This window comes from Pseudomonas sp. LRF_L74 (genome assembly GCF_965644255.1).
GTDB lineage: Bacteria > Pseudomonadota > Gammaproteobacteria > Pseudomonadales > Pseudomonadaceae > Aquipseudomonas.
The window spans coordinates 173,640-198,783 of sequence record NZ_CBFFRH010000005.1 but is presented as its reverse complement, the minus strand read 5'-3'; the positions used below and the strand labels follow the sequence as shown (position 1 = coordinate 198,783).

General features: G+C 62.1%; 19 protein-coding genes and 1 pseudogene. 8 read left to right on the top strand and 12 right to left on the bottom strand.

Features of this window, described 5'->3' with window-relative positions; all coding sequences use genetic code 11:
* Nucleotides 1–67: 67 nt before the first annotated feature.
* Both ACSZPK_RS14495 and ACSZPK_RS14490 read left to right on the top strand, forming a co-directional pair.
* Nucleotides 68–1,405: a PLP-dependent aminotransferase family protein gene (locus ACSZPK_RS14495; protein ID WP_437882175.1), complete on the top strand. Its 1,338-nt coding sequence runs from the start codon at nt 68–70 to the stop codon at nt 1,403–1,405.
* A 409-nt stretch (nt 1,406–1,814) separates the two neighbouring features.
* The gene (locus ACSZPK_RS14490) at nt 1,815–2,210 is read left to right on the top strand and encodes a DUF4280 domain-containing protein (RefSeq protein WP_437882174.1); all 396 of its coding nucleotides are present in this window, start codon (nt 1,815–1,817) and stop codon (nt 2,208–2,210) included.
* Here the strand turns inward: ACSZPK_RS14490 and ACSZPK_RS14485 are convergent, their stop codons facing one another.
* The 10 genes from ACSZPK_RS14485 to tssB form a co-directional block, all read right to left on the bottom strand.
* Complete coding sequence (locus ACSZPK_RS14485; protein WP_437882173.1) at nt 2,211–2,753, bottom strand: toxin-antitoxin system YwqK family antitoxin; 543 nt, start codon at nt 2,751–2,753, stop codon at nt 2,211–2,213. It abuts the gene before it with no gap.
* A 7-nt stretch (nt 2,754–2,760) separates the two neighbouring features.
* Nucleotides 2,761–4,767, bottom strand: coding sequence for a type VI secretion system tip protein TssI/VgrG (gene tssI, locus ACSZPK_RS14480; RefSeq protein ID WP_437882172.1), 2,007 nt, complete (start codon nt 4,765–4,767; stop codon nt 2,761–2,763).
* Nucleotides 4,768–5,852: 1,085 nt separating this feature from the next.
* On the bottom strand, nt 5,853–6,461 hold the full coding sequence (locus tag ACSZPK_RS14475; RefSeq protein ID WP_437882171.1) for a hypothetical protein: 609 nt from the start codon (nt 6,459–6,461) through the stop codon (nt 5,853–5,855).
* An 82-nt stretch (nt 6,462–6,543) separates the two neighbouring features.
* A complete protein-coding gene (gene tssH / locus ACSZPK_RS14470) occupies nt 6,544–9,093 on the bottom strand; it encodes a type VI secretion system ATPase TssH (RefSeq protein WP_437882170.1) in 2,550 nt (849 codons plus the stop codon).
* Nucleotides 9,093–10,112, bottom strand: coding sequence for a type VI secretion system baseplate subunit TssG (gene tssG, locus ACSZPK_RS14465; RefSeq protein ID WP_437882169.1), 1,020 nt, complete (start codon nt 10,110–10,112; stop codon nt 9,093–9,095). Before tssG ends, tssH begins: the two co-directional genes overlap by 1 nt.
* The gene (gene tssF, locus ACSZPK_RS14460; protein WP_437882168.1) at nt 10,076–11,863 is read right to left on the bottom strand and encodes a type VI secretion system baseplate subunit TssF; all 1,788 of its coding nucleotides are present in this window, start codon (nt 11,861–11,863) and stop codon (nt 10,076–10,078) included. The genes tssG and tssF overlap by 37 nt, the downstream gene beginning before the upstream one ends.
* Nucleotides 11,847–12,287, bottom strand: a complete 441-nt coding sequence (gene tssE / locus ACSZPK_RS14455) for a type VI secretion system baseplate subunit TssE (RefSeq protein ID WP_437882167.1) — start codon at nt 12,285–12,287, stop codon at nt 11,847–11,849. The genes tssF and tssE overlap by 17 nt, the downstream gene beginning before the upstream one ends.
* Before the next feature lie 15 nt (nt 12,288–12,302).
* Complete coding sequence (locus ACSZPK_RS14450) at nt 12,303–12,800, bottom strand: Hcp family type VI secretion system effector (protein ID WP_437882166.1); 498 nt, start codon at nt 12,798–12,800, stop codon at nt 12,303–12,305.
* A gap of 82 nt (nt 12,801–12,882) precedes the next feature.
* Nucleotides 12,883–14,361, bottom strand: coding sequence for a type VI secretion system contractile sheath large subunit (gene tssC, locus ACSZPK_RS14445; protein WP_437882165.1), 1,479 nt, complete (start codon nt 14,359–14,361; stop codon nt 12,883–12,885).
* A gap of 29 nt (nt 14,362–14,390) precedes the next feature.
* Nucleotides 14,391–14,951 (bottom strand): type VI secretion system contractile sheath small subunit, encoded by a 561-nt coding sequence (tssB, locus tag ACSZPK_RS14440; RefSeq protein WP_437882164.1) that lies wholly within the window; start codon nt 14,949–14,951, stop codon nt 14,391–14,393.
* Between the two features lie 209 nt (nt 14,952–15,160).
* On the opposite strand from tssB, the gene ACSZPK_RS14435 reads away from it, so the two are divergent.
* From ACSZPK_RS14435 to tssA, 5 genes are read left to right on the top strand one after another with little or no spacing between them, the layout of a single operon-like run.
* Nucleotides 15,161–15,631 carry a type VI secretion protein gene (locus ACSZPK_RS14435; protein ID WP_437882163.1) on the top strand — a complete coding sequence of 157 codons (471 nt, stop codon included), beginning with the start codon at nt 15,161–15,163 and terminating at the stop codon, nt 15,629–15,631.
* A gap of 53 nt (nt 15,632–15,684) precedes the next feature.
* Nucleotides 15,685–17,010 (top strand): type VI secretion system baseplate subunit TssK, encoded by a 1,326-nt coding sequence (gene tssK, locus ACSZPK_RS14430; protein ID WP_437882162.1) that lies wholly within the window; start codon nt 15,685–15,687, stop codon nt 17,008–17,010.
* A gap of 30 nt (nt 17,011–17,040) precedes the next feature.
* A complete protein-coding gene (locus tag ACSZPK_RS14425; RefSeq protein WP_437882161.1) occupies nt 17,041–17,811 on the top strand; it encodes a DotU family type IV/VI secretion system protein in 771 nt (256 codons plus the stop codon).
* Nucleotides 17,808–21,605: a type VI secretion system protein gene (locus ACSZPK_RS14420; RefSeq protein ID WP_437882160.1), complete on the top strand. Its 3,798-nt coding sequence runs from the start codon at nt 17,808–17,810 to the stop codon at nt 21,603–21,605. The genes ACSZPK_RS14425 and ACSZPK_RS14420 overlap by 4 nt, the downstream gene beginning before the upstream one ends.
* A gap of 15 nt (nt 21,606–21,620) precedes the next feature.
* Nucleotides 21,621–22,685 (top strand): type VI secretion system protein TssA, encoded by a 1,065-nt coding sequence (tssA, locus tag ACSZPK_RS14415; RefSeq protein ID WP_437882159.1) that lies wholly within the window; start codon nt 21,621–21,623, stop codon nt 22,683–22,685.
* Between the two features lie 53 nt (nt 22,686–22,738).
* Here tssA and ACSZPK_RS14410 read toward each other — a convergent pair.
* Nucleotides 22,739–22,972 (bottom strand): annotated as a pseudogene (locus ACSZPK_RS14410) (transposase); the annotation flags it as partial.
* 10 nt (nt 22,973–22,982) lie between these two features.
* Nucleotides 22,983–24,086: a hypothetical protein gene (locus tag ACSZPK_RS14405; RefSeq protein ID WP_437882158.1), complete on the bottom strand. Its 1,104-nt coding sequence runs from the start codon at nt 24,084–24,086 to the stop codon at nt 22,983–22,985.
* A 43-nt stretch (nt 24,087–24,129) separates the two neighbouring features.
* Here ACSZPK_RS14405 and ACSZPK_RS14400 point away from each other — a divergent pair, with 43 nt between their 5' ends.
* Nucleotides 24,130–25,131: a glycosyltransferase family 2 protein gene (locus tag ACSZPK_RS14400; RefSeq protein ID WP_437882157.1), complete on the top strand. Its 1,002-nt coding sequence runs from the start codon at nt 24,130–24,132 to the stop codon at nt 25,129–25,131.
* The last annotated feature ends 13 nt before the right edge of the window (nt 25,132–25,144 follow it).

Below are 25,144 nucleotides of genomic sequence, written 5' to 3'. Positions count from 1 at the left end.
TCACAGCTAGATAGCATGATATTTCAATGCAGTGCAATTATTAAATTGTACTAAATACGGTGATTCGATGCCCAAGGCTCAGTACACAGAACTCGCAGCTTTAGTCGCTGAAGACATCCAATCCGGAGCAATGCCTCCAGGGACACGGCTTGCAACACATAGAGCTTTCGCTGAGAAGCACGGGGTAGCGCTTGCCACCGCGACCAGGGCGTATAAAGAACTCGAGAGATTAGGTCTGATTGTTGGCGAGAAAGGTCGAGGCGTCTTTGTGCGTGATCTTGGTCTTCCTCTTACGTTGGGCGTTGAGCAGACCGCCGCCGAGGGCCTAATAGACCTTGTGTTCAACATGCCGGGTGATGTCGGCGATTCTGAAATCCTCAGAGCGGGGCTGAAGCGCTTAGCATCAGCTGGTGATCTCGACGCAATGCTCCGCTACCAGCCACATAGCGGGCGGTATCATGAACGCAAGATCATTGCTTCATACCTAGCGAGGCTTGGTGCTGTTGATCCCGAGCATTTGCTAATAACCTCGGGTGGGCAGCATGGACTGGCTTTAACGGTGCTGGCTCTGCTGAGGCGAGGTGATACAGTAGGAACTGACACTCTTACATACCCTGGCTTTAAATCAGCGGCGGCGCTGAACGGACTTAGACTTGTACCCATCGAGGGGGTGGGTGGCTTCATGAGTCCTGAAGTTCTAGATCGAAAGTGTCGTGAAGAGAAACTCCAGGCTATTTATCTGATGCCTACCGTCCACAATCCACTAGGATCTGTGATGGATAAGGCAACACGTCTCGGTCTAGTTGATGTCGCTCGTCGTCATGATCTACTGATTATTGAAGATAGTGCTTACGCTTTTTTAGAGTCTGATCCGCCTCCGTGCCTTCTTGAGCTTGCTCCAGAACGTACGATTCATATCGGAGGTTTTAGTAAAAGTCTTGCGACTGGCTTGAGACTCGGGTATTTAGTAAGTCCTGATCAATACTTAGACAAAATGACTCTCGCGATTCGAGCGACAACTTGGAATACGCCAGCATTGATATCGGCACTTGTCACTGGGTGGATCGAGGATGGAACGCTGGCGATAGCGGAAGAGAGTAGAAGGATGGATGGGGCATTTCGTCAGCACCTTTGCAGGGAAGTTTTTAACGATATGCTGATTGTATCCCATGAAAATGCAAGCTTTTCGTGGCTACCGCTTGCTGGCGGTCAACGGGCAGAGCCGATCATTACGCGACTCAAAGCTCAAGGAATAGCTGTTTCGTCAGGAGATCCGTTTTCTGTGACCGAGGCGGCTCCGCAAGCATTACGAATTGCTTTTGGAGGGATACCAAAGCAGCAGCTAAGAAACGCATTTGAAATTGTTTATGAGCAGATTATCGCGGGTTATAAGCTAGCAAAATGATTTGAGATTTATTGTATTCGCTATTTTGGAGTTTTTCTTGTGAGCTTAATGTTTCAGTAATTCCTCTACTTAAATGAGTAGCAATTCAGATATTAAAGAGGAGGGCGTAGGAACCGATTGGAAATAGGCCGCCAGCCGAGTTTGAGGCACCATACGAACAGAGCCAGGCAGCAATATCAGTTGCAGCCTGACTCAAACAAAACAACCTCCGCGATACGCGGGACGGTTCAGTTGTTTTGCCAGTGCCTCGCCGGCTTCCGTCAGGTCGTAAGTTTGCAGTCCATCCATCTGGCCATCTTGGCAATGCTGCTCAAAAGATCGTGAACAGGTTCTAAGATCTTCGCATCGCTGATGGGAACTTCAACTAGCCTATAAGCCAAGCCATAGAACCGTAACGGGAAGGGTATCAATGGGCTGTCCACAGGTATGCAGCGGTGCCACACTGCAGTGCAGTTTTGGTGTCGCCCCTAGCATGTTGAGTGTGTTGCCGCAGAGCCGTACGCTCACGGCGGGCATGCCTGCGGCGAACATCATGGATCACATCCCGCTGGTGAATATCCTGCCTTTCGGCATGTGCCAGAGCCTTGCCAATCCCATGGTCGCTGCCTCGACTGCAGCAGCGTTGGGTGTGTTGACGCCCATGCCTTGTATACCGGCAACAGCGACACCTTGGATCCCGGGCGGACCACCGACCATGTTGCTCGGTAACATGCCTTCGCTCGACTCCAATGGCACACTGATGTGCAATTGGGCTGGTGTGATCAAGGTCGTTATGCCCGGCCAGGTGCAGATGCTGATTCCCTGATCAGGCCTCGGCCGACTCCTGCCAACGCCGCCACCACCAGCGCAGCCGAGAGATGGGTTTGCCGTCGGCGTCCAGGGGGCGGCCGTCTTCGGCGAAGCCCTGGCCTTCGTCCAGTGGCTTGCCTTTGACGTAGCGGCTACGGTGCGCTACCTGGCCGTTGCCGTGGAAGCGCTGGTAGAGGCCGTCGCGCACGCCGTCGCGGTACTGCTCCAGCTCGGCCAGGCTGCCGTCCGGGTAATAGCTGCTGGCTTCGCCGTGCATCAGCCCCTGGCGGTAGCCAACCTTACGCTGCAACCAGCCTTCGGCGGCGAAGTACTGGGCGACGCCCTGCAGGCGCCCGTCCACGTAGGGCAGCAGTGCCGATACCTGGCCGTTGGGGTGGTAGAGGGTACTGGTGCCGTGCAGCACGCCGTTGACGTAGCCGAGTTGGGCCTGGGGGCGGCCGGCTTCCTGGATGCGCACCAGGCCGTCGAGGGCGCCATCCTGCAGCTTGCCCTGGAGGCGGCTGTCGCCGCGGCTGAGGTCGAGGTTTCCGCTGGCCATGGACGACTCAGTTCACCTTCACCAGACCGCCCTTGATGGTCAGCATGCCGCCGCCGTCCACGGTCTGTTCGGCGGCGGCCTTGTTGGTGAGGCTGACTCCGGCGTCGTTGGTCAGAGTGGTGCCGGCCTTGTTGTCCAGTGAGGTGCCGGCCTGGTTGGTGAGCGAGGTGCCGGCTTTGTCAGTGAGGGCCATGCCAGCCTGGGTGGTGAGGTTCTGCTCGCTCTTGGCGGTGAAGTTGCCGCTGCTCTGCAGGGTGAGGGTGCCGCTGACCTTGATGGTGAGGTTGCCGTCCACCGTCAGCTCGTAGTTGCCGCTGACCTTGTGGCTGTAGTTGCCGCCGGTGCTGTGGGTCTGGTCGGCGCCGACGCTGACGGTGCGGCTGTCCTTGACGTCGAGGGTGTCGCTGCCGGTCTGGATGGTCACCGTGCGCTTGCCCTTCTCCAGGGTGACGGTCTCGTCGCCTTCCTTCACCGTGCGGGTGCGGGCGTTCTGCACCGTGAGCGTCTCGTCGTGGCCGATGGTGGCGCTGCTGTCGTTGAGCACGTTGACCTTCATGTCCTTCTGCGCCTGGAGGAAGACTTCCTCGGCGTCCTTCTTGTCCTCGAAACGCAGCTCGTTGAAGCCGCCGCCCCCCTTGGAGGAATTGGTCTTGATGCCCGACTGGGTCTGGTTGTCCGGCAGGGCGTAGGGCAGGGTGTTGTCGCCGTTGTAGACGCAGCCGGTTACCAGCGGGCGATCCGGGTCGCCGTCGATGAAGGTGACGATCACCTCCTGGCCGATGCGCGGGATGAACTGCATACCAAAGCCCTTGCCGCTCCAGGGCAGCACCACGCGCACCCAGCAGGACGAGGTCTCGTCGTTCTTGCCGTCGCGATCCCAGGGGAACTGGATCTTGATGCGGCCATACTGGTCGGTCCAGATCTCCTCGCCGGCCTTACCTACCACCTGCGCGGTCTGGGTGTGCATACGCGGCTTGGGCGTGACCCGTGGAGGGCGGTAGGCGGTGGCCTTGGGGATGGCTTCGAAGCGGTTGCGGTAATGCTCGTGGCTGGCGTCATGGGTGACCGAGGTCACCACCCAGTCGATGTTTAGGCTGGCGTCGTCATGGCCGGTGAGGGTGAACCAGTGGCCGGGCACCAGCCAGCGGCAGTCACTCTCGCCGATCAGGCGCTTCTCCTGGCTGCGCAACCCATCCACACGCTGCTTGGTCAGCGCATCGCCCCGCGCCTTGGCGATATAGCCGCCCGGGTGCTCGTACATCGACAGCGGCCCGGCTACCGCCTCGGCCTGGCTGTAGAGCGAGGTGGTTGGAGTGGTGAAGGCGTAGTCCGTTGCGCTGTACACCCCGCTCACCGCCTGCACGCTGTACTGCGCCGAGCGGATGCCATGCAGCTCGCGCACGCCGATGCCCTGGCCCAGGTAAGGCACCTTAGGCCCGTTGGGGATCGGCGGAAAGGCATCGCTGCTATCCCCCAGCACGAGGCAGTGCTTGCCGTCTTCGTGGGTGAAGAACCAGAAGATCCCTTCCTCCTCCAGCAGCCGCGAGACGAAGGCGAAATCGGTTTCGCCGTACTGCACGCAGTACTCGCGTGGCTCGTAGCTGCCGGTGAGCGACAGCGTGAAGTCGGTAAAGCCGTGGGCCTTGAAGAGGGTGGTGACGATGTCGCTGGTGGACAGGTTCTGGAACACCCGGTTATTGCTGGACAGCGTCAGCCACCAGAGCCAGGGGCGCAGTACTACCAGATAGCGCTCGGCGGTGGCATCAGCCGGCAACTGGCGAATCTCTGCACACAGCGCATCAGCTGGGCGCAGCAAGTCATCGTTATGTACCGTCGCCGTGATATGGGACGCCACCGAATCGGCAAGGGTCAGCGTCGTGGCGCTACACCCATGCAAACGCAGGCTGCCCAGCGCATTTAACATCTCCTCACCGACGAGGATTTCCGGGTACAAATCCGCCAGGGCGATCGACGTGATGGAGAGGGTGGCTGTGGTGTCGGTTGGGCGGGGCATGGGGATCTCGATTTGTTTTTAGAGAGGCTATTACAGTTGCCCAGTTCTCACATGTTATGCAGAAACATAGATGTCCTGCTTAGACCATAAAAATAGTGTTCTTTATTGTTACATGCACATAGATTCCAGTATCTATATATCGGAAGATGCGAAGTTGGCCCATACCCCAAAGTGACCCGGTGTAGTTAGTGCCATAGGCGGGATCCATGTAACTGCCGTTGGAACGATGAAGTACGTAATGCAGGCCTAGTCCGCCTATGGCGACCACGCACAATAGCCGGGAGTGTTCATCTACTGGTTCTGGCTTCGCATAAATGACTTCGATGCCGGCGTTATTGCAATTGGACTCTTCATTTGGGTATTTCCACTTTAAAAACCTAGGGAGGATCGATCCGTCCAAGTATAGCTTTACGTGAAAACCAAGGTCTTTTGCCGCTGAGGCCAGTGCGCTTGGCATAGAGTAACCAGAGGCTTTTCCATTAGTAGTGTGATGGTAAATTTCAGTCTCGCTTGTCATGTCAAGAGATAGCGTTTTACCGAACCAGAGATGCTCAATGTCGTCAGGGGTTCGATCTATTCCAAGCTCTTTAGCAGCTACTAATAAGCAAGCAGCTCCGCATGAGTCCGTGTGATTCTGTTTTTTTACTAGCATCTTGCTGTACGCTTTATTTAATGGCCTTCATGGGCTTGGGTGTGCAGTAGAAACAGTTAACTATCTGACGTGAAGTGTTCACGGTGCCGTATGTGTATATCCGCCAACTTGGCCGTCTGCTCAGATGGAAAAGATGGCAAATATGAATGGCGCTTACTTTGCTCTCTTCGGATGCTCGCTCTTTCTGATCTCAGACCGAGCGGAAGAGTGTTTTCGTACCAGTAATGGCTGCTGCTCCTTGGGCTTGGTGTGTGTTTGCAGCTATCATCATAGCCTAAGAGCAGCCTTTATTATTTCAGATCAATCGGTTAATGCAAAGTAAGTGCCATTTAGATCTATCCCTTCTTTCTTTACAAATAAATCTGTCCACTTTTCCAATGTTTGCACGAATAAAGGTATGCTTTTGTGTACGCAAATAGTAAGTTCTTTTATTTTATGGTTCGAAGTCAGACTCTGAATCAGAGTCTGAGTCGCTATCTTCTGATAGTGGGGCAATGCGCTTAATCGGCTGGTATTGCCATGATCCCATGTTTTCTTCTGGTGTGTACAATCCTTCCCCATAAGCTACAGCGTAACCCACTGATTTATCGGCCAGTCGCGCAATCAACCCCGCCTCTTTACGGGGGCCTTTTTTTTCCTGAGACGGACCGACGTGTGAAGTTCCGCAGCAAATGATTACTTTGCTTGCTTTATTGGCGCTGCTTATTGCCAGGGAGGTCCAGTAGTCGTTAGCTACTGGAACCCTTTCGTTTTCTAGCCACTCATCTGTAGTTTGCTTTGGGGCGGTAATCTCATTTTCGCCTGGGATTATTGAAAACCCTTTTCTCTGCAGGGCTATAACTTCATCTAGCATTGTTTTTGATATTTCAGGAGGGGACTCTATGATTATGTGGTAATTATTTCCATCTTTAGAAGTGAGGTTTTTTTTGTTGCAATATTCTAGCAATGTCATCAGGCTGTTGCTTCCGTGAAAAGGATCACCCAATATCAAATAGACTTTGTCGCTTTCGAAGAAATGATCAAGCGCCTCAATCGTTTTCATTTTTTTCCTTGCTTTTAGCTAATTATAAAGTGTGTTTATATAGAGGTGTTAGGGGCGTTATTTTGAATTTTTGTGGTTTCCCTCATTCCAACACCCACTCCGCCAACTTCCCCGTCACCTGCGCCATCAGCACATTCTCGATATCTCGCGCCCCCGCCGAGCTGCACTTGGCGAGTACGGCCCTAACGATTACCGGATCGAAATCGAACTGTTTGCCGGTCGCAGCCTTGTAGCGCTCCCGCAGTTTTTCCAGCTTGGCCAGGACGATGCCTTCCAGGGTCGCCTCGTCCAGAGGGCGGTAGGGCACCACGGTCATGCGGGCGAGGAAGGCGGGGCGGAAGGTCTGTAGCAGGATCTTGTGCAGGCGTTCGTTGAAGGCGTCACCGCCGAGCTGGTCGGTGTGGGTGTCCAGCACCAGTTCGGCGCCGACGTTGCTGGTGGCGAGCATCACGGTGTTCTTGAAGTCAACCACCAGGCCGGTGCCGTCTTCCATCACGCCCTTGTCGAAGACGTTGTAGAAGGCCTCCAGCACGTCTGGGTGGGCTTTTTCGATCTCGTCCAGCAGCACCACGGAATAGGGCCGGCGGCGTACCGCCTCGGTGAGCACGCCACCGCTGCCGTAGCCGACGTAGCCGGGCGGGGCGCCCTTGAGTTGGCTGACGGTGTGGGCCTCCTGGTACTCGGAGAGGTTGATGCTGATCAGGTTGCGCTCGCCGCCGTAGAGGGCGTCGGCCAGGGCGTAGGCAGTCTCGGTCTTGCCGACGCCGGTGGGGCCGACCAGCAGGAACACGCCCACCGGCTTGGCTGGGTCGGTGAGGCCGGCGCGGTAGGCCTGGATGCGCTGGGCGATGGTGGCCATGGCGCTGTCCTGGCCCATGACCCGCTGGCCCAGGCGCTGGCCGAGGGTGCGCACGGCGTAGGCTTCGTCGGCGAGCATCTTGCCGATGGGGATGCCGGTCCAGCCGGCGATCACTGCGGCCACGGTGCGCGAATCCACCTGTTCCGGTACCAAGGGGTCGTCCTGGCGGATGGCGTCGAGGCCGGCTTCCAGGCGGGTGAGTTCGGCGGCGAGGTGGTCGATGCGCTCGTCCAGGGCTGCGTTGGGGTGGCTGGCGTCGGCGCTTTCGCTGAGGGCGAGCAGCTCGCGGCGGGCTTCCAGCAGTTCGCGCACGGCTTCGCGTTCTTCGCCCCAGCGGGTTTCCAGCTCGCGGATGGCGGTCTGGTTGTCGGCGGATTCCTGCTCCAGCGCGGTGATGCGTTCACGGTGGTCGAGGCCGGTGGCCTGTTCCCGGCGCAGGCGCTGCAGTTCCTCGCCCAGGGCTTGCTGGCGGTGGCGCAGGCTTTCCAGCGGCGGTGGCACGTCGTGCTGGCCGAGGGAGACCCGGGCGCAGGCGGTGTCGAGCACGCTGATGGCCTTGTCCGGCAACTGGCGGCCGGAGATGTAGCGGTGGGAGAGTTTGACCGCGTCCTGGATGGCGCTGTCGAGCACCTGCACGCCGTGGTGCTGTTCCAGCTTGGCGGCAACGCCGCGAAGCATCTCCACGGCGGTGGCCTCGTCGGGCTCCTCCACCTGCACCAGTTGGAAGCGGCGGGCCAGGGCAGGGTCCTTCTCGAAATACTTCTTGTATTCCAGCCAGGTGGTGGCGGCCAGGGTGCGCAGCTCGCCCCGGGCCAGGGCCGGCTTGAGCAGGTTGGCGGCGTCGCTGCCGCCTTCGCTGCCACCGGCGCCGATCAGGGTGTGGGCTTCGTCGATGAACAGGATGATCGGCTGCTCGCTGCCGCGCACGGCGTCGATCACCCCCTTGAGACGTTGTTCGAACTCGCCCTTGACCCCGGCGCCGGCCTGCAGCAGGCCGAGGTCGAGCACCCGCAGAACCACGTCCTGCAGGGGCGGCGGCACGTCACCGGCGGCGATGCGCAGGGCCAGGCCTTCGACTACCGCGGTCTTGCCGACGCCGGGGGCGCCCACCAGGATCGGGTTGTTCTGCCGGCGGCGCAGGAGGATGTCGATGCTCTGGCGGATTTCGCCGTCGCGCCCGACGATGGGATCGATGCGACCGGCGCGGGCGTCGGCGGTGAGGTCCTGGGTGTATTGGTCGAGCAGGCTGTCCTGGGAGGCTTCCTGGGCGGGACGGGCCTTGTCCGCCGGGCGCGGGCCGCCTGTGTGCTCGCGGGATTCCTGGGTCCATTCCAGCAGGTTGGCGCGCAGGGCGTCGCGGGGAATACGCAGCAACGAAGAGGCGCTGTTGAGCAGTAGGCTGCGACGTTCGTCGCGGTCGAGCAGGGCCAGCAGCAGCAGGCCGGAGCGGATGCTGGCCTGGCTCAGGACGCTGGCCTGCACCACGGCGTCTTCGAGCAAGCCGATGGTCTGGGTGGAGAGGGCCGGGGTACGGGTGCTGCCTGCCTTGAACAGTTCCAGGGCGCGGTTGATCTCGGTGGCGACGCTGTCGCGTTCCAGGCCGAAGCGCGGCAGCAGCCAGGCCAGGTCGCCGCCTTCTATATCGAGCAGTTCCAGCAGCAGGTGCTCGATCTCCACGTAGTGGTGGGTGCGCTGCAGGCAGCGCTGGGCGGCCCGTTCCAGGGCGCGGCGGCTGTCTGCGTTGAGGCGGCCGATCAGCGCGGCGAGTTCCATCAGGATATCTCCTCGAGCCGCAGGCGGGTGTCGATGCGTTGCAGGGTGCTGCCGGCGGCCAGGTGCAGGCCGCCGCTCCAGCGCAGGCGCGGCGGTTGCCGGCGATCCAGGCGCAGGGGCGCACCGGGGCGCACCAGCAGGCGCAGGTGGCAGTCCAGATCCGGGCCGAGGTAGAGCCCGGCGAGATCGGCGAGGCGCTGGTGCTGCTCGCCGCCAGGCAGGTAGGCGTTGGCCTGTTCGGTGCTCAGCGGGCCGAGGGTGAGGCGGATGCCGGCGTGCTCGTCCCACACCTGGGTGCCGGCGATGGCGTCACGCCCCAGGCCGAGATTGCGGCCACCGCGCTGCAGGCGGCTGCGGCTGGCCGGGGGGATTTCCCGCCAGGCGCCCTGGTAGGCGTCGTAGTCCACCGCCACGCCGAACTGGTGGCGTACCAGCACGGCGAAACCGGCCAGGGAGCGGCGCGGGCCGTTGAACAGGGCAGCCCGAGCGGTCACGGCGGCGTCCGGCAGACGCATGCGTTGCTGCAGGCTGCGCGGCAGCAAGCCGGCCAGGGCCAGCAGCGGCGGGTGCACGGGAGCCTGCTCGGGAGGCTGGAAGCCGAGGGCCAGGCGGTGACGGCCAAGCACCCGGTAGAGCTGGGCGAGCAGGCGATTCTGGAACAGGTCGAGGAATTCCGCCGGGGCATGATCCTTGTGACGGGCGCGCTGTTGCAGCCATTCCTGGTAGGCGTAGGGCAGCGGGCCGTCGGGGCCGCCGAGGCCGAACACGGCGATGCTCAGGACGGGGGGCTGCCCGTACGGCTCCTCCAGGCGCTCCACCTGGCTGGCGGCGAAGGTCGGCGTGAGCGGCCCGCGCAGGCGCAGGGCTTCCTCGTCCGGGCTGCTGCCTTGGCCGAGGGGCGTGGCGTCGGGGCGTTCGCGCTCCAGCAGCAACAGGGCCTGGAGGAATTCGAAGGCCTGGGGTTTCTCGCGCAGGTGCCGGCTCAGAGGCTGAGGGGCTTGCCGGCCTGGGGCTGCCATGTCCGCACCTCCTTGTTGTGATCCACCAGTACCGTACGTACGAAGCGGTTGGGTGTGGCATAGAGGGAGAAGAACTGCGCCAGCACGGCGGAGAACAGCACAGTGCTGCTACCGGCGAAATGCTGCGGGTCGAGGCGAATACGCACTTCCAGGCCGTTGCGCCAGCCACGCCAGGCGTCCTCACCGACCCGCGCCACCACCCGCTCGCAGGCGAGTTCCAGCAGACCGTCCACCTGGCGGCGTGGCCCAGCCTCGTCGCGCAGGTTGTGCAGGTGCAACAGTTCGCGCAGCGCGTCGAGGGCCTCGGGGCCTTCCACCAGGGACAGGTGGTTGAGGCTCAGCTGGGACACCAAACGCCAGCGCGAGGGGCCGGACAGGCGCGGCAGACTCTGCGCCGTTGGCGGTGCCAGCAAGCTGGCCAGGGCCACCGGGCCGGGACGCTCGAAGCCCAGGCGGGTGCCGGCGGGCAGGTTCTCGGCCAGGTGTCGGTTGGTGCACCGCAGTTCGGCAGTGAGGCTATATTCAGGAGCGTCGTGCAACGGGTCGAAGGCGGTGTCTACCAGGCTCAGCAGCAGGTCGCTGCCGGGTTGTGCCGGGTTCAGGCCCAGCACGCGGCGAGCGTGCCAGTAAAGGCCTTCGCCACCGTGGCTATGGCCGTAGTAGGCCGGCACGCGACGCACGCCCTGCGGGGTGGCGGCGCGCAGGCCGCGAATGCTGTGAATCTCTACGCTGTTTTCGCGGTGGGCGTCGGCCACCAGGCGGTACTCGCTGCGGGTGCCGTCCGGGCGCAACGGCTCGGAGGTGCGTGGGAACAGGTTGATGGCCGGGGCGCAGCCCAGGCGTAGCTCGCTGGCCTGCAGGGGCGGCCGGCCTACCGGGGCGCGGTCGAAGGCAATCAGCACTTGGCAATCACGCCCGCCGCTGGCCGGCGGTAGCAGCGGCAGGTCGAAGAAGGCGAACTTGTCGGGGAAGGCGAAGTACTCCGCCAGCAGGCGTAGGCCAGGGTGCTGGCCGTCCTCGTCGGGCAGCAGCGCCTGATCGTCGGCGAAACCTACCGGGGCGATTTCGCCGGGCACCGCCTGCAACGGGCTTTCCGGTGCGCCACTCCAGATACCGAGACTGTGGGCGCCGAGCAGGTCGTAGAGCGCGGCGTTGGTCATCGGCGAAGCGGCCAGATGTACCCGCAGGCGGCGCACCGGCAGTTGCGCCCAGTCGAATTCACCGAGGCATTCCAGGGTCAGGCGCAAGGCCGAGTTCGCACGCGGGTGGCCGGAGAGGGCCACGGCAGCGTCGCCGTCCAGCAGGGTTGCCTCACGGATGTGCAGTGGCCAGAGCACCGCCTCGGCACTGGTGCGCAGGTGCACGCTGGCGCCGTCTCGGGTGGTGACGAACAGCGGCGTGTCGCGGGGCAGTCTGTAGCCCTCGGCGAGGTTGCCTTGGGTCGGGTCGGGCTCAAACTGCACGATGGCGCAGGAGGGCAGGGGCCTCAGAACCAGCGGGTAGAGCTGTTCCAGCAGGGCGTCGCTGAATTCGGCGTAGTCATCGTCGAGGCGTCGGTGCAGCCGCGCGCTGAGCAGCGCGAAACCCTCCAGCAGCCGTTCGACATGGGGGTCCGGGCATTCGCCGGGGGCGAGTTCCAGGCGCCGCGCCACCTTGGGGTAGCGCTGGGCGAAGCCGGTGCCGGCGTGGCGCAGCCAAGTGAGTTCGCGCTGGTAGTAGTCCAGCAGGTCAGCGTCAATCGAGTCGCTCACGGCGCACCTCCAGGCCGTCGTCGCCGGGGGCGAGGAGGAACAGGGCGGGCCAGGTGCGCTGGCCGCTGCGCAACTGGCCGGCCAGGCGGATGCCGAGGCGCTGGGGCTGGTCGGGCAGGGCCTCGACGTCGATCTCGCTCAGTTGCAGGCGTGGTTCGAAGTGCTGCACGGCGGCGCGCAGTTCCCGCAACAGGTGCCGGCGGTCATCGGCCCGTAGGGCCTGCAGGGCACTCCAGTCGGCAATGCCGTAGTCCAGCACGGTGAGCGGTCGACCAGGAGTACGAGGGGGGCGACGGGTATTGAGCAGGCGCGCCAGCTCCAGGCGCACGGACTCGGCGAGGCCGTCGCTGTCGAAATCCGGCGCCTCGTCCGCCTGGGCAGAGAGACGCTCGAACAGGGGGGGCAGCAGTCCGCTGTATGGCATGGAGCGGCGGCGTCCTTACTTGACGAGCTTGTTGGCGGCCAGATCCCAGGTGGACGCGGCAGTGCCTTCCTTGGTGCCATCGTCCTTCTGCGCAGTGAGCTCCCATTTGATCTTGGTGAAGTTCAGCGACAGGGTTTCCACCGGTTTGCCGCCGGCACCACCGCTGACACTGACGTTGGAGAGCACCACGTTGTCGAGGGTGTAGACGATGAAGGCCAGCAGTTTGCCGTCGCCCTCGGCGGCGTTGCGGCCGATGGTGATGGTGGCCGTGGTGATGGGCTTGCCGGCGCAGCAGTATTCGTTGAGCGAGGGGGTCGAGGTATCGACGAACTTGGTGACGGTGAACTCGCCAATGTGCGGCTTGCCGGAGGTGCGCTCCGAGTTGCTGACGTCGTTGGTGACCTGCATCGCCACGTTGTGGCTGTAGGACATCAACTCGATCTTGTCGGTGTAGCCCTCGAGCAGGCTGTCGCCTTTGATGTCGTCGCCGAGGTCGAGAATGATGGCATCCATCGCGGATAACTCCTGGGTCTGGAAACGGGGTGGATCATGATAGGGACGAGCCCCCGCCGGACAGGCCGGCGGGGGCATCGGGTCAGGCGGCTACCGGTGGCGGCAGGCTGGCCACCAGGCGGATCGAGGCGGTCAGCTCTTCCAGTTGGAAATGCGGGCGCAGGAACACCGTGGCGCGGTAGACGCCCGGCTTGCCGGCGACTTCCGAGACGTCCACGCGGGCTTCGCGCAGGGGGTACTGGGCCTTGATTTCCTGGGGCGCGTTGTCGTTGATCAGCACGTAGTCCGCGATCCAGTTGTTGAGGTAGGTCTGCACGTTGTCGCGGGTCATGAAGCTGCCCACCTTGTCGCGCATGATCACCTTCAGGTAGTGGGCGAAGCGCGAGGCTGCCAGCACGTACGGCAGCATGGCCGAGATGCGGGCGTTGGCGTTGGCTTCGTTGGTGTTGTAGAGCTTGGACTTGTTGGTGGTCTGGCCGCCGAAGAACACCGCGATATCCGTATTCTTCTTGTGGCAGAGGGAGATGAAACCCAGGTCGTTGAGCTCCTTCTCGCGACGGTCGGTGATCGCCACTTCGGTCGGGCATTTCAACGACAGGTCGCCAGACAGGGTGCGGAAGGTGTGGGCCGGCAGGCCTTCCACCGCACCACCGCCTTCGGCACCACGGATCGCCGCGCACCAGCCGTACTTGGCGAAGGCGCTGGTGATGCGCTGGGCCAACAGCCAGGCGGCGTTGCCCCAGAGGTACTTGGAATGGTCGGTGCCGTTGACGTCCTCGACGTAGTCCATGCCTTCCACCGGGCTGGTGTCGGGGCCATAGGGCAGGCGCAGGAGGAAGTTCGGCAGCACCAGGGAGACGTAGCGCGAGTCCTCGCTTTCGCGGAAGCTGCGCCATTTGATCAGTTCCAGGCTCTCGAAGATCTTGCTGAGGTCACGGGGCACGGCCAGTTCGGTGAAGCTGTTCATGTCGAACAGCTTGGGATTGGCGGCGGCGATGAAGGGGGCATGGGCGGCGGCGGCGACGTTGGAAAGTTTCTCCAACAGGGCGACGTCCTGCGGATGGCGGCCGAAGGCATAGTCGCCAACCAGCAGGCTGAATGGGTGGCCGCCGAAGGTGCCGTATTCCTCTTCGTAGATCTTCTTGAACAGCGCGCTCTGGTCGAACTCGACGGCCTTCTCCAGGTCGTTCTGCAGTTCCTTCTGGGTGACGTTGAGCAGGCGCAGCTTCAGGCGGCTGCTGGTTTCCGTTTGATCCACCAGCATATGCAGGCCGCGCCACGAGGCTTCCAGTTTTTGCAGGTCAGGGTGGTGCAGGACTTCGTTGAGCTGGTCGCTGATCAACGTGTCGATCTGGCTGATGCGGTCGTTGATCATGGCCACGGTGTCCTTGTCGATGGCCATGCCTTCGTCGAGAACCTGGGTCGCGAATTCCGCGAGCATGTCGCGGGCGTAGCCCTGCTGGCTTTCGTCATGGGCCATGCGGCCCTCGGCGATGATGCGGTCGAGCAGGGTCAGGGTCTGGGTCGTGCTCTCACTGGATACACCGGCTTCGGTTGCCATTGCGTTGTCTCCGGGAATTCTGGGGGCGGTCAGGACTGGGGTTCGGCCGGTGCTTCGTCATCGGCAGTGGCGGCGCCTTCAGCGGCTGGCGCTTCACCTTCGGGGCGCGATGACTTGATCTCCTGCAGGCCTTCGGTGTTGCTCACCACGTCCTGCAGCAACTTGTCGAGGTCGTCGTTGCCATCGAGCTTGGTGAGCAGATCACGCAGGCGCTGGCGGGCCTCGTAGAGACGGCGCAGCGGGGTGATCTGCTTGACGATGTTGACCGGATCGAAGTCGTCGAAATGGCGGAAGCGCAGTTCGACGTTGAGCTTGCTGCCGTCACCGCTGATGGTGTTTTCCACCTGCAGGGTGCTGCGCGGCTCGATGGAGGCGAGCACCTCATTGAAGTTGTCGCGGTCGATCTCGGTGAAGCGGCGCTCGATCAGCTTGGGCAGGGGGGTATCCGGCTTGCCGGAAAGATCGGCGAGGATACCGACCACGAGGGGCAGCTCCTTTTTCTCGATGGCGTTGCCGATTTCGACGTCGTAGGTGATCTGGACACGGGGGGGGCGGATCCGATCCAGCTTGTGTTGCGTACTTTCAGCCATGTTGGTTGAGCTCCGGGGCGGTACCTGGAGCGCAATGCTGCGGATGAATCCCGTGCTCGCACTCCGTTGCTGGACCACAGCGATGACGGGGTGGCTGAACAGCGAGCCCGTCCTTGGCGATCCATCCACATCCGTCATAAAGACGAACTTTCGTAGAAGCTAGATCAGGTCTATAAATTTGCAAATGTGAAATTCAAGGTGGAATTCTCATGACACAGGGACGTGCAATTTCCTGTCTGTTCGCAGTGATGATGAGTTTCGCGCTTGCTCTGAGCGGCTGCTCCTTTCGCGGTGAAAGGATCGGGCTAGACAGCCTGACGCTAGACGTGGCGGAGCGGGCCAATGACGACACGCCGATTGCCGTCGACTTCGTCGCCGTGCATGACCCCGACCTGCTCAAGCTGCTTTCCGAGATTCCGGCCAGGCAATGGTTCGCCGAGCGCGGGCAGTACGAGCGCGACTACCGGCAGCTGTTTTCGGTGTGGCGGCTGGAACTCGTACCGGGGCAATTTCGCGATGTTCGGGACTTCCCCTTTGCCGGTGATGAGGCCGCTGGACTTTTGGTATTCGCCGGCTATAACACTCCTGGCGCGCACCGTTTGCGCCTGAACGAATCAGGCCGAGTATGGCTGCGTTTCGATAGCAGGGAGATGCGCCTGCTGACAGGTCGAGAACGCTAGCCCCTCCTTGCGCGCACGTGCATGCCAAACAGCGGACGTCGAAGGGGAGTGGTATGAAGGTTTTGCCGGATGCAGTCTGCTGGCACGAGGGCATGCAACTGTTGCCTCAACATTTTCAATTGCAGGGGTTGCGCGCGGAAGTTGTCGCGGCCCTCTGCGCCAACGCTGCAAACCCCTGGTTCTGGGGTTTAAACGACCTTGAGGTCGATCCCGCAGCGCTGAGTACCGGTCTGGTACGTATCCAGTCTCTCGAAGCGATCATGCCCGACGGCATGCCCGTCAGTGTGCAGCCAGGTGGCGGCAAGGTGCTGGAACTCGATGTCGGGCCTGCCGTGGCGGCTTCGGCCAACGCTTGCGTCACCCTCTACCTGGCAGTCAACCCGCTTGGCCGCAGCGGGCAGGTACTGCCCCTCAATGGGCGCCTGCAATCGCACTTCGGTGACGCGGTGCCCGATCTGGCCAGTGGTGAGCATCCCGAGCCGATTCTGGTCTGGAGGCCCAACCTGCGCCTGGTGACGGAGAGCGAAAGGGCCGATTCGATTTGCCTGCCGCTGTTGCGTATCGCCAAGGAGGGCGGCGGTTTCGTCTGGCAAGACTACGTGCCGCCGATGTCGCTGATCTTGCCGGAATCGCAATTGGGGCAGATGGTCTCGGCGTTGTGCGCACGCGGGCGAGAGAAATGCATGTTCCTGGCCGGGCGGTTGCGCCAGGCCGAGCAGGCGGGCAATCGCGACGACGTGCAAGAGCTAAAGCGGCAATTGACGGCTCTCTGGGCTCGTCTCCCCGAACTCGAAGTGGCCTTGAACAGCCGAGTGGCGACCCCGGTGCAGTTGCATGGCCTGCTGGCCGGCCTGGCCGGCGCCTGGTGTGCGCTCGATCCGCTGAATGGCGTGCCGGCGTTCGCGCCGCTCGATTTCCTCGAGCTCAAACGTGGTTTCGACGAAGTGATCGAATGGCTGCATCGAAGCCTGGACAGCATTCGCGTCGGTTATCGCTGCCTGGTCTTCGAGCAGTCCGAGCAGGGTTTCGCCATCGATTTGCCGGATAACCAGACGCGTCGTCAGCGTCTGGTCGTCGGGCTGCGCATGCCGGCCGGTACGGGCCAGCAGGCCGCACAGGCCTGGCTGGCCCAGAGCGTGGTCGCGTCGCAGCAGCATGTTTCCACGCTCGGTCAGCAGCGCATGAGCGGCCTGCTACACCAGCCGATGAGCCGCAACGAGCGAGCGGCCTATGGTGTGGGGGAGGAAACCCATCTCTTCCTGATCCAGGCATCCGGCGATTGGTTCGACCCCGAGCAGCCGCTGTGTCTTGCCGTCACCTCGGCGAGAGCGACGGCGAGCCCCTGGCAAGTCCTGCTGTTCACCACCGATACCCCTTGAAATCGGCCTGCCCAAGCCAAGGAAGCCTAGATGTCGGAAAGGAGCGTTGCGCTGTACCCACTCGAGTTCGGAGACGCACCACTGAGCCTGGCATTTCGCGAGGCGTGGATCGAATGGCGGGAGATCTGGGATGGCATGGCCGGGCTCAGCAACACGGGCAACGAACAGGTCGAGCGCATGGCGGAAGCCACGATCCTGGTGGTTCGCCGTCTGTGGCGCGCAGCATTCGCCAGTGTCGGGGCGTCCTCCTCGAGCCAGGTCAAGGCGATGGTCTATGCGTTCGTGGCCCTGGTCGACGAACGCCTGCTGTTCGATGAATGGCCGGGCCACACGGCCTGGCAGCCACGCCCGCTGGAAACCCGCTTGTACGGCTCGCGCAATGCGGGTGAGCGCCTGCCCCATGCCATTCACACGTTGCTCAAGGAGCGCGCGCCGGCCTCGCGTGATCTGGCCAACGTCTATCTGCAATGTCTGATCCTTGGCTTCTATGGCGGCCTGCGCAGTGATCGTGGGCGTGCGCTGCATACTCGCTGGCGCCACGCGCTGTTTACCTTTGCCTGGCAGCGCGAGCCCGCAGCGGCTGGCGTAATGACCAGTCTCGCACGGCCAACCCGGGCTGCGGCCTTGCGCCTGCCGCTGCGCCGCGCACTGCCCGATGGCATGCGTTTGGGCTTGGCGATCTGCGGCTTGCTGGTGCTGCTGAGCCTGGCCGGGCACTGGATGTGGCGTGACATCCAGGCGGAACTGACCCCGCTGCTGCATCTGGTCAGCCTGGAAGACGCCGGGAGCCCGGCAGAATGAGTACCCTGGCAATCATCCTCAGCGTGCTTGGCGCGCTATTGCTGCTGGTGGCATTGGTCGCGCTGTTCTGGTGGCTGCGGACTCAATCGGGCATGGCAATCCGCAGCTTCTATGCCGCCGTGCGCAAGATGGAGCATGAACAGGGGATCGAGTCGCGCTATCAGGTTCCCTGGCTGATGCTGCTCGGCGATTCGTGCGAGGGCGGCCAGCTTTGCCTCGACTGGCAACTCACACCTGCTGGGCGTCCGGCCTGGTTCGGCCGCTGGTGGGCGGATCAGGACGGCGCCATGCTGGTGGTGCCGCAGGGCATATTCCTGCCCAGCGATGGCAGCAACGCGTCCACCTTCGTCTGGCGACGCCTGCTTGGCATGCTGCTCAGGCTGCGTGGCCAGCGCCCACTGGATGGCGTGGTCTGGAACATCCCCCTCAGCCAGTTGCAGGACGGCGTGCAGAGTGCCGCCGATGTGATCGTGCTGCGCCGTCGTTTCGCGGAGCTGCTGCAACGCCTGGGCCTGAGCCTGCCGGTCTATGTCCTGATCACCGGTTTCGAGGAGATGCCGGGCTTCCAGGAATTGGTCGCTGCATTGCCCGAGGAGGGACGTGAACGTCTGCTGGGCTGGTCATCGCCTTATGGGTTGGATGTCGGCTGGCAGAGTTACTGGCTCGACGATGCGCTGGAAGCGGTGGTGCAGAACATGCAGGCTGCGATCATTGAGATCGGCGCCTTGAAGGGCGAGTTGGCCGAGGATCTGTATCGCCTGCCTGATCTGCTGCTGGAATTGAAGGACAACCTGCGTACCTTGCTGGAGCCGGTTTTTCAGGGCAATACGCAGGGCGAGGCGCCCAGGTTTCGCGGCCTTTATCTCGGCGCGGCGCAAGTGCTTGCCGAAGCGGCGCAGCTTTACCCCAGTGAGTTGCCGGCAACGCGAGGGGTCTTCACGCAAGCGCTCTGGCGGCAGCGGCTCGTCGCGGAGCAGGGGCTGGCGCAGGCATTGCCGCGCGTGCTGCGTCTGCGTCAGCGCTGGCAGAAGGGCGTGGGCGGCGTTGCCGTCGTGCTCGCACTGTGCTGGCTGCTGGGCATGCTGTGGGTGTGGCAGGGACGGCAGGAGGATGCCCGTGAGCTGAGCCGTCTGCTGCAGGAAACGCATGCCGGCCACGTCAGCCTGCTGGCGCCGGAGCGTCGTCAGGAGCAGGCAAGGCTCAATGTGCAGGCATTCTGGACGCTGCTGCAGCAGGCGCCGCGCTGGCATTTTTCATCGCTGGTCTATCCCACGTCCTGGGGCACGTCCCTGGATGTGCAGATGGATCAGTTGCTGCGTGGCATGGCGCGCCGTGAAGCCCTGGTGCCGTTGCAGCAACTGCAGAATTACCAACTGAGTACGTTGCTGGCGATCCGTAATGAAAAGCGCAATCCGGATGTGGAAAGCGCCCAGCCGGATCAATGGCCGACCTACGTCAAGGCTCGTACCCTGACTGAAGGTGTAGTCGGCCTCGAGCGGCACAATCGCCTGCTCAATAATGTGCTGACTGGCCAGGAGGGGGGCAGCGAGTTACTCGCGCAGTTGAGCAACGATGCACTGGGACTCAGCCTCGATCCTTCCAGCCTGCCCAGACGTGCCTTCTACGACCGGACCCTGCGCAATCTGGCCATGCCAGGTCTGCGCCCCGTGGATCTGGAGCCCAATCGCAGGCAGCTTTCAGGGCAGTTCCAGGCGTTGATGAAGTTTTGGCTGGCGCAGTACTTCCTGGCCGGCAACTTCGTCACGCCCGCCGGTTATCTCAAGCGGCATCTGAGCGATCTGGAGTATGGCCGTGATACCTCGCTGAAAAAGCTCGAGGAAATCAACGCGCTGATCGGGCATCTGGAAGACCTGATCGCCCTCACCAACTCCGCCTGGAGTCATGGCAGCGGTGAGGAACTCGTGCCTGGCTATCGCGATCTGATGAACGACGTCAAGCAGAGCCGTCTGCTGGGGCCAACCGTCGAGGCCTCCGTCATGCTGGAAGCCGAACAACTGCGCAAGACCTTCCACACCCAGTGGATCGAAGGCGCTGCCAGCCGCGATAATCTCCTGCAGCGTCAGGCGGGCGGAACGCTGGTCTTGCAGGAGAACATCAGCAAACTGTCCAGAAGCATCGATGACCTACTCATGCGCGACTTCGCAGTGAGCGCGATGCGCCACCCGGATGGCACCATCGACACCCGCGCCCCGGGTAACCTGAGCGAACAGCAGATTGCTCAGGCGCTGGTCTATCAGCAAAGCTACCTGAGCTTCGTCACGCAGGAACTGGCCCAGATCGCGCCGGATTATCGTACCGGCATGCTCAAGGCAGCCGAGCAAGCTGCAGCGTTGGCCATGTGGTCGGAATTGACCACGTCGGTCGGCTCCTACAGCCACGCGTCCGCGCAAAGCCAGTTCAATGTCTCCGTCGAGCAGGCCATGCAAGTGATCCAGGCACTCAAGGCGCTTGGCCGTGCTGATCTGGCCAGAACCCTGCAATCGCAATTGACCTCGAGCGCTATGGCGGATATCGATCCAGTACTGGCCGATATCGACACCTTGCCGCTGTTCACTAAGCGTTACCCGATTGCCGAGTGGGACGGCAAACCCAACCTGGGGCTCAAGCTTTTCCGTGCCACCGATATCCAAGATCTGAAAGCCTCCCTGGTGCGACAGTTCGCCGATATCAGCACCAGTACCGACAAGGTGCAGCCCGAGCTGACTTGGCTGAGGGCACAGAGCGACTTGCCGTTAGCCTTGCAGGAGAAGGTATCCAGGCTCGGCTCGATAAGCGATGAGATGCAGAAGTACAAGGCACAGAATCCCTCCAGTGCTCCGGCGTTGTTCGAGCAACTGGTGACCCGGGATCTGGTGGAAATGGAAATCGGCAACTGCCGCCAGGTGCTTTCGACCGCCAGCCTGCCGCCAGGTGATGGCGATCTAGCGCGTTATACCCGAGACATATCGGCGCAAGCGCAACAGCGCTGCAACGAATTGCAAACACAGGGCGCGGCACAAGCCTGGAGCGCGCTGGCGGACTACTTCAATCAGTACCTGGCTGGACGCTTCCCGTTCTCCTACAACCTGGATAGCGGTGATGCCGATCCGGCCCGGGTCAAGCATCTGCTGGAGCTGATCGACACCCACCTGGAGGTCGCCGAGAAGGGACTGGTATTGGCGCCGCCAGGCAATCGGCTGGCTGCGGAAGACTTCCTTTCCCGGATGAAACAGGCCAGAACCTGGCTTGGGCCGATGTTCATACGTGACCCATCAGGGACTATTGGTGTGGAACTCGAAGTCCGCTGGCGAACGGATCGTGAGGACGAGCGGGGGGCCGACCAGGTGATCGCCTGGACATTGAATGGCGCAGGTCAGCAGATTGCTCACCCCGGAGAAAGTGGCCAGCGCCTGCGCTGGAATGTCGGCGATCCGCTGCAGCTCGTGCTGCGCTGGGCGCGTGACAGTGACCAGCGACCGGTGATCGACCCGCTGCAACCGAGTATGGCCGTCAGCGGCCTGGAAGCAGGCTGGGAATACCGTGGGCCGTGGGCACTGCTGCGCCTGATGCGTGTGCATGTGGTGCCACGGCATCTGCCGAACATGGACTATACGGACTTCCCCCTGACCTTGCAGGTGCCGGTACATGGTGCACTGGATGCCAGCCCAGAGGCGCAGATGTTCATGCGTCTGTCGCTGCTCAGCCAGGGTAGCAAGCTGCCGTTGTCGATCCAGCCGCCACCGGTGGTAGCACCTGCGTCGCCGTTTTCCAGTTTTCAGTTGCAGGACTTGTGATAGAGCACCAATGCCATGAGCCGTTTTTCCATCGAGACGTACCTGCAGCCTATTCCCGGTGATGATGATTGCGGCCCTTGCCTGCGTTACGAGGGAGTCTGGGATCGCCTGCGGGAGTTGCGCCGCGAGGATGATGCGAGCCTGCCCACCGGTGTCTGGCAGAGTGAGCTCAAGCGCGGCGACTGGGCAGCGGTGGAACATCTGGCCGGCGATCTGCTGCGTGAACGCAGCAAGGATCTGATGATCGCAGCGTGGCTTGGTGAAGCCTGGATCAGACGCCATGCATTGGCTGGGTTGGCTGCAGCTCTGGAGCTGATAGCCGCATTGTGCGAACGCTACCCGGACAACCTGCACCCACAGCCTGAGGACGATGATTGCTCCTGGCGGGCCTTCCCCTTGGCATGGATGATTCGCCAGTACAGCGACGCCGTGCGCATCCATGTTCCGCTCTTCGGCCTGGATAACAGCGAGTTCGGGCAAGTAAGCCTGCACGACTGGCTGCAGTTGCAGCAGCGCCAGGTGCAGATGAACGACAGCAAGCAGGGCAAGATCGCAGCCGAAGCCGCCCAGCTGGAGTTTCGCAAGCTGCAGGAAAAGCTCAGACAAACCCCGGCCGTTCACTTCCAGACCGCTGACGCCGAGTTGCGAGCTGCACTTGCTGCACTTGAACGTCTGAGTCACTGGAGCGATGACTGGCTGGCCGATCTAGCACCCAGCTTTGGCCCGCTGCGCCAGACATTGATCAGCCTGCGTGCCCAGCTCGAGGAATTCGTTCCGCTGGCCGAGCCAATCCTTTCCCCCGAGACTGAGAGCGAAGCCGTGATGGACGAGCCGACTACCGAACTGACTGCCTCTGCACTGCCTGCCGTGGGTATGCCCAGCAGTCGCGAACAGGCCTACCGACAACTGGCACAGATCGCCGACTACCTCGCCAGAACCGAGCCGCACAGCCCGGTTCCTTATGTTATTCGCCGGGCGGTGGAGTGGGGTAACCAGCCTCTTGGCGAGTTGCTGGACGAGTTGATCAGCGCCGATACCGAGTCCAGGCGGATATGGAAGCTGCTAGGGGTGCTTAAGTAAGGCAATGTCTGAATCGCACCGTTTTTTGTGGAGACCATTTCGTTTAAGTCAGGCTGAACCTGCTCTCGGATTGTCTCGCTGTCATAGCCCTTATCCGCGACGATGTTTTTTGCCGCAGGGCGCTTGGAAATCAACGCAGGTGCCTGAGTACAGTCATTGATTTGGCCACCTGTGATTTCAAACTCGATGGGTAAACCGTGGGCATCCACCACCAGGTGAATCTTGCGGGTATTGCCTGCCCGACTTTTTCCTATAGCCTCATCGTTACCGCTGGCAGCACCCGCGCTGGTCAGCCTGTCATCGCAGGATATGGTCGTTGCCTACCGTCACGTGCACGTGCATGCGGCGCCTTGCCCAGGCGGCGAACAGGCCACGCAGCAGGTCGGCCATGAGCAGAGGGACGGCCAGCAGGGGGAGTACGCGTTCGTAATGGCGATCCACGATCCGTACCAACTTCGACGGCAGGCGGGGCCACAGACGTATCCAGGCCCAACTGCGCATCACCCGGCGCGATAGCATCGCAGGCAATGCTCCTGGCAGCCGCATCTCGGGAAAACGCTCGGCCAGCCGCTGAAGATCGGCGGGAAGATCGCCAACCGGTCTTTGCGCGTACCACCAGCCGCGGTGATGTACGCCGTGGCGACGGCAGCGACGCAGATGGGGAATCGACAGACCGCGCTCGTCGGCGTATTCGGCATGGAAGACACGGCCCAGCTTGGCCTCCAGCCGTGCCGCCGGGTCGGTCGAGGTGAAATGGCGGCCCGCCTGTTCCAGTACGGGCAAGGCGGGGGCGACAAAGCGCCAGTGAAACGCGTGGTGCCCTTCGCAATCCATGCCGCAGAGATCGCGGTAGCGCACCGCCACCGCCGAGCGACCATGCCAGGTGGCGTCCAGATCCTGCCAGCACGGCGGTCGCAAGGCGGGGGTGGCGAAAGGGAAGGGTTCTTCGGCTGTCGGGCAGCAGGGCGAGCGCGGCCCCAGCAGATCCAGGTATTCGTAGTGTCGGGTCATCGCCAGGCGGGCGGGGCCGTCCAGGCCATGGTGCCGCAACTGCTCCAGCAGGGTATGCGAGGGTATTTCGTCGGCGTCGCAGATCAACACCACGTCGTCCGGCTCGGCGTCACGCAGGCCCAGTACCAAGGCGTTGCGCTGTATGGCAGCACGTCTGCGCGGCGTTGCCTCCGATCCTCCCAGGCTGCTCAGCGCAACCGTGCGAATCTTGTCGGCCGCCCAAGCGAAACGCTCCCGGTGCTCCGCGAAGCAGAGTGCCTTGGGGGCGTTTCGATAGGTTCGTCGCGCTTCGACAATAACGAAATAGTCAACAAGATCGTAAGTCTCCGCCAGCCTGTGATGGAGCAAAGACAGTTCACCATCGAAGAGGAAAGTGTCGTAAATTTTCATGACGGTAGCGTACTATTTTGCCTCTCCAGAGGGATACGTTTTGATGATGAAGCTCGATGCCAGGAGCGTGGAAGCCGACATGCAATATCCATCCGTCGTCATCGAGTGGGACAATGCTCTGCTAAGTGGCAACAACCGCGCGTTCAAGGGGCTGTCCATCCTCAATCAGCAGCTCTGGGATGCGCAGGGCCACCTTAGCGGAGAGGCCGACGTGGTGGTCACCTTCGACCCCTCCCAGGCCGATGAGGCGCTGATTCGCCGGGAGATCGAGCGTATCGGTGGCAAGCGTGGCTGGCCCGGGCATCTGACCGTCGCCACCGTGCCGCCGGGTACCAGGTACTACGGCCACAAAAATATTGGTTTCCGGTTCACTCGCAACGACATCGTCATCTTCCTGGACAGCGACCTGTTGCCCGAGTCCGGCTGGCTGGAGGAAATGATCAGGCCCTTCGCCGATTACCGCCATTCGGTCGTGGTCGGTAACACCTACATGGATTTCGATCGTTTCTACGCCCGATGCGTCGGGTTGTTCTGGATTTTCGAAACGCGCAGCACCGAACGGGAATTGAGCGTGACGGACTGGCTGGTCTCCAACAACATCGCTTTCCGCCGCAAAGTGTTCGAGCGCCTGCCTTTCCCTGAGCGCGTCACGTTCCGCGGGCAATGTTCGGAACTGGGGCGGCTCCTGGCCGCCAATGGCATCCTGCTGTACCGCAATCCGATGGCGCAGGCCGCTCATCCGCCCCCCAACGGCATCCGGCATTTCGTCGAGCGCGCCAGTTATTCGGGGCACGATGAGTGCTCGTACCGGCGCCTCTGCGCCCCCGTGGGGGTCGCCAACGCGTGGGCGCGGTTCCGCTTCGACCTGGGCGTCGTGAACCAGCGAGTCACCCGGCGAGCCCCTGTCATTGGCGCCAAAGCGGGCACCCGCCTGGCCGCCCGCGTCCTGGGCGCCGTCTTCTATCTGATCAAGCTCATCGCCTATGCGCTGACCGTCTTCGCACCCACGGCGGTACGGCGGATCTTCGGTGCTGCCACGTCTTAGGTAGAGGTTTTTC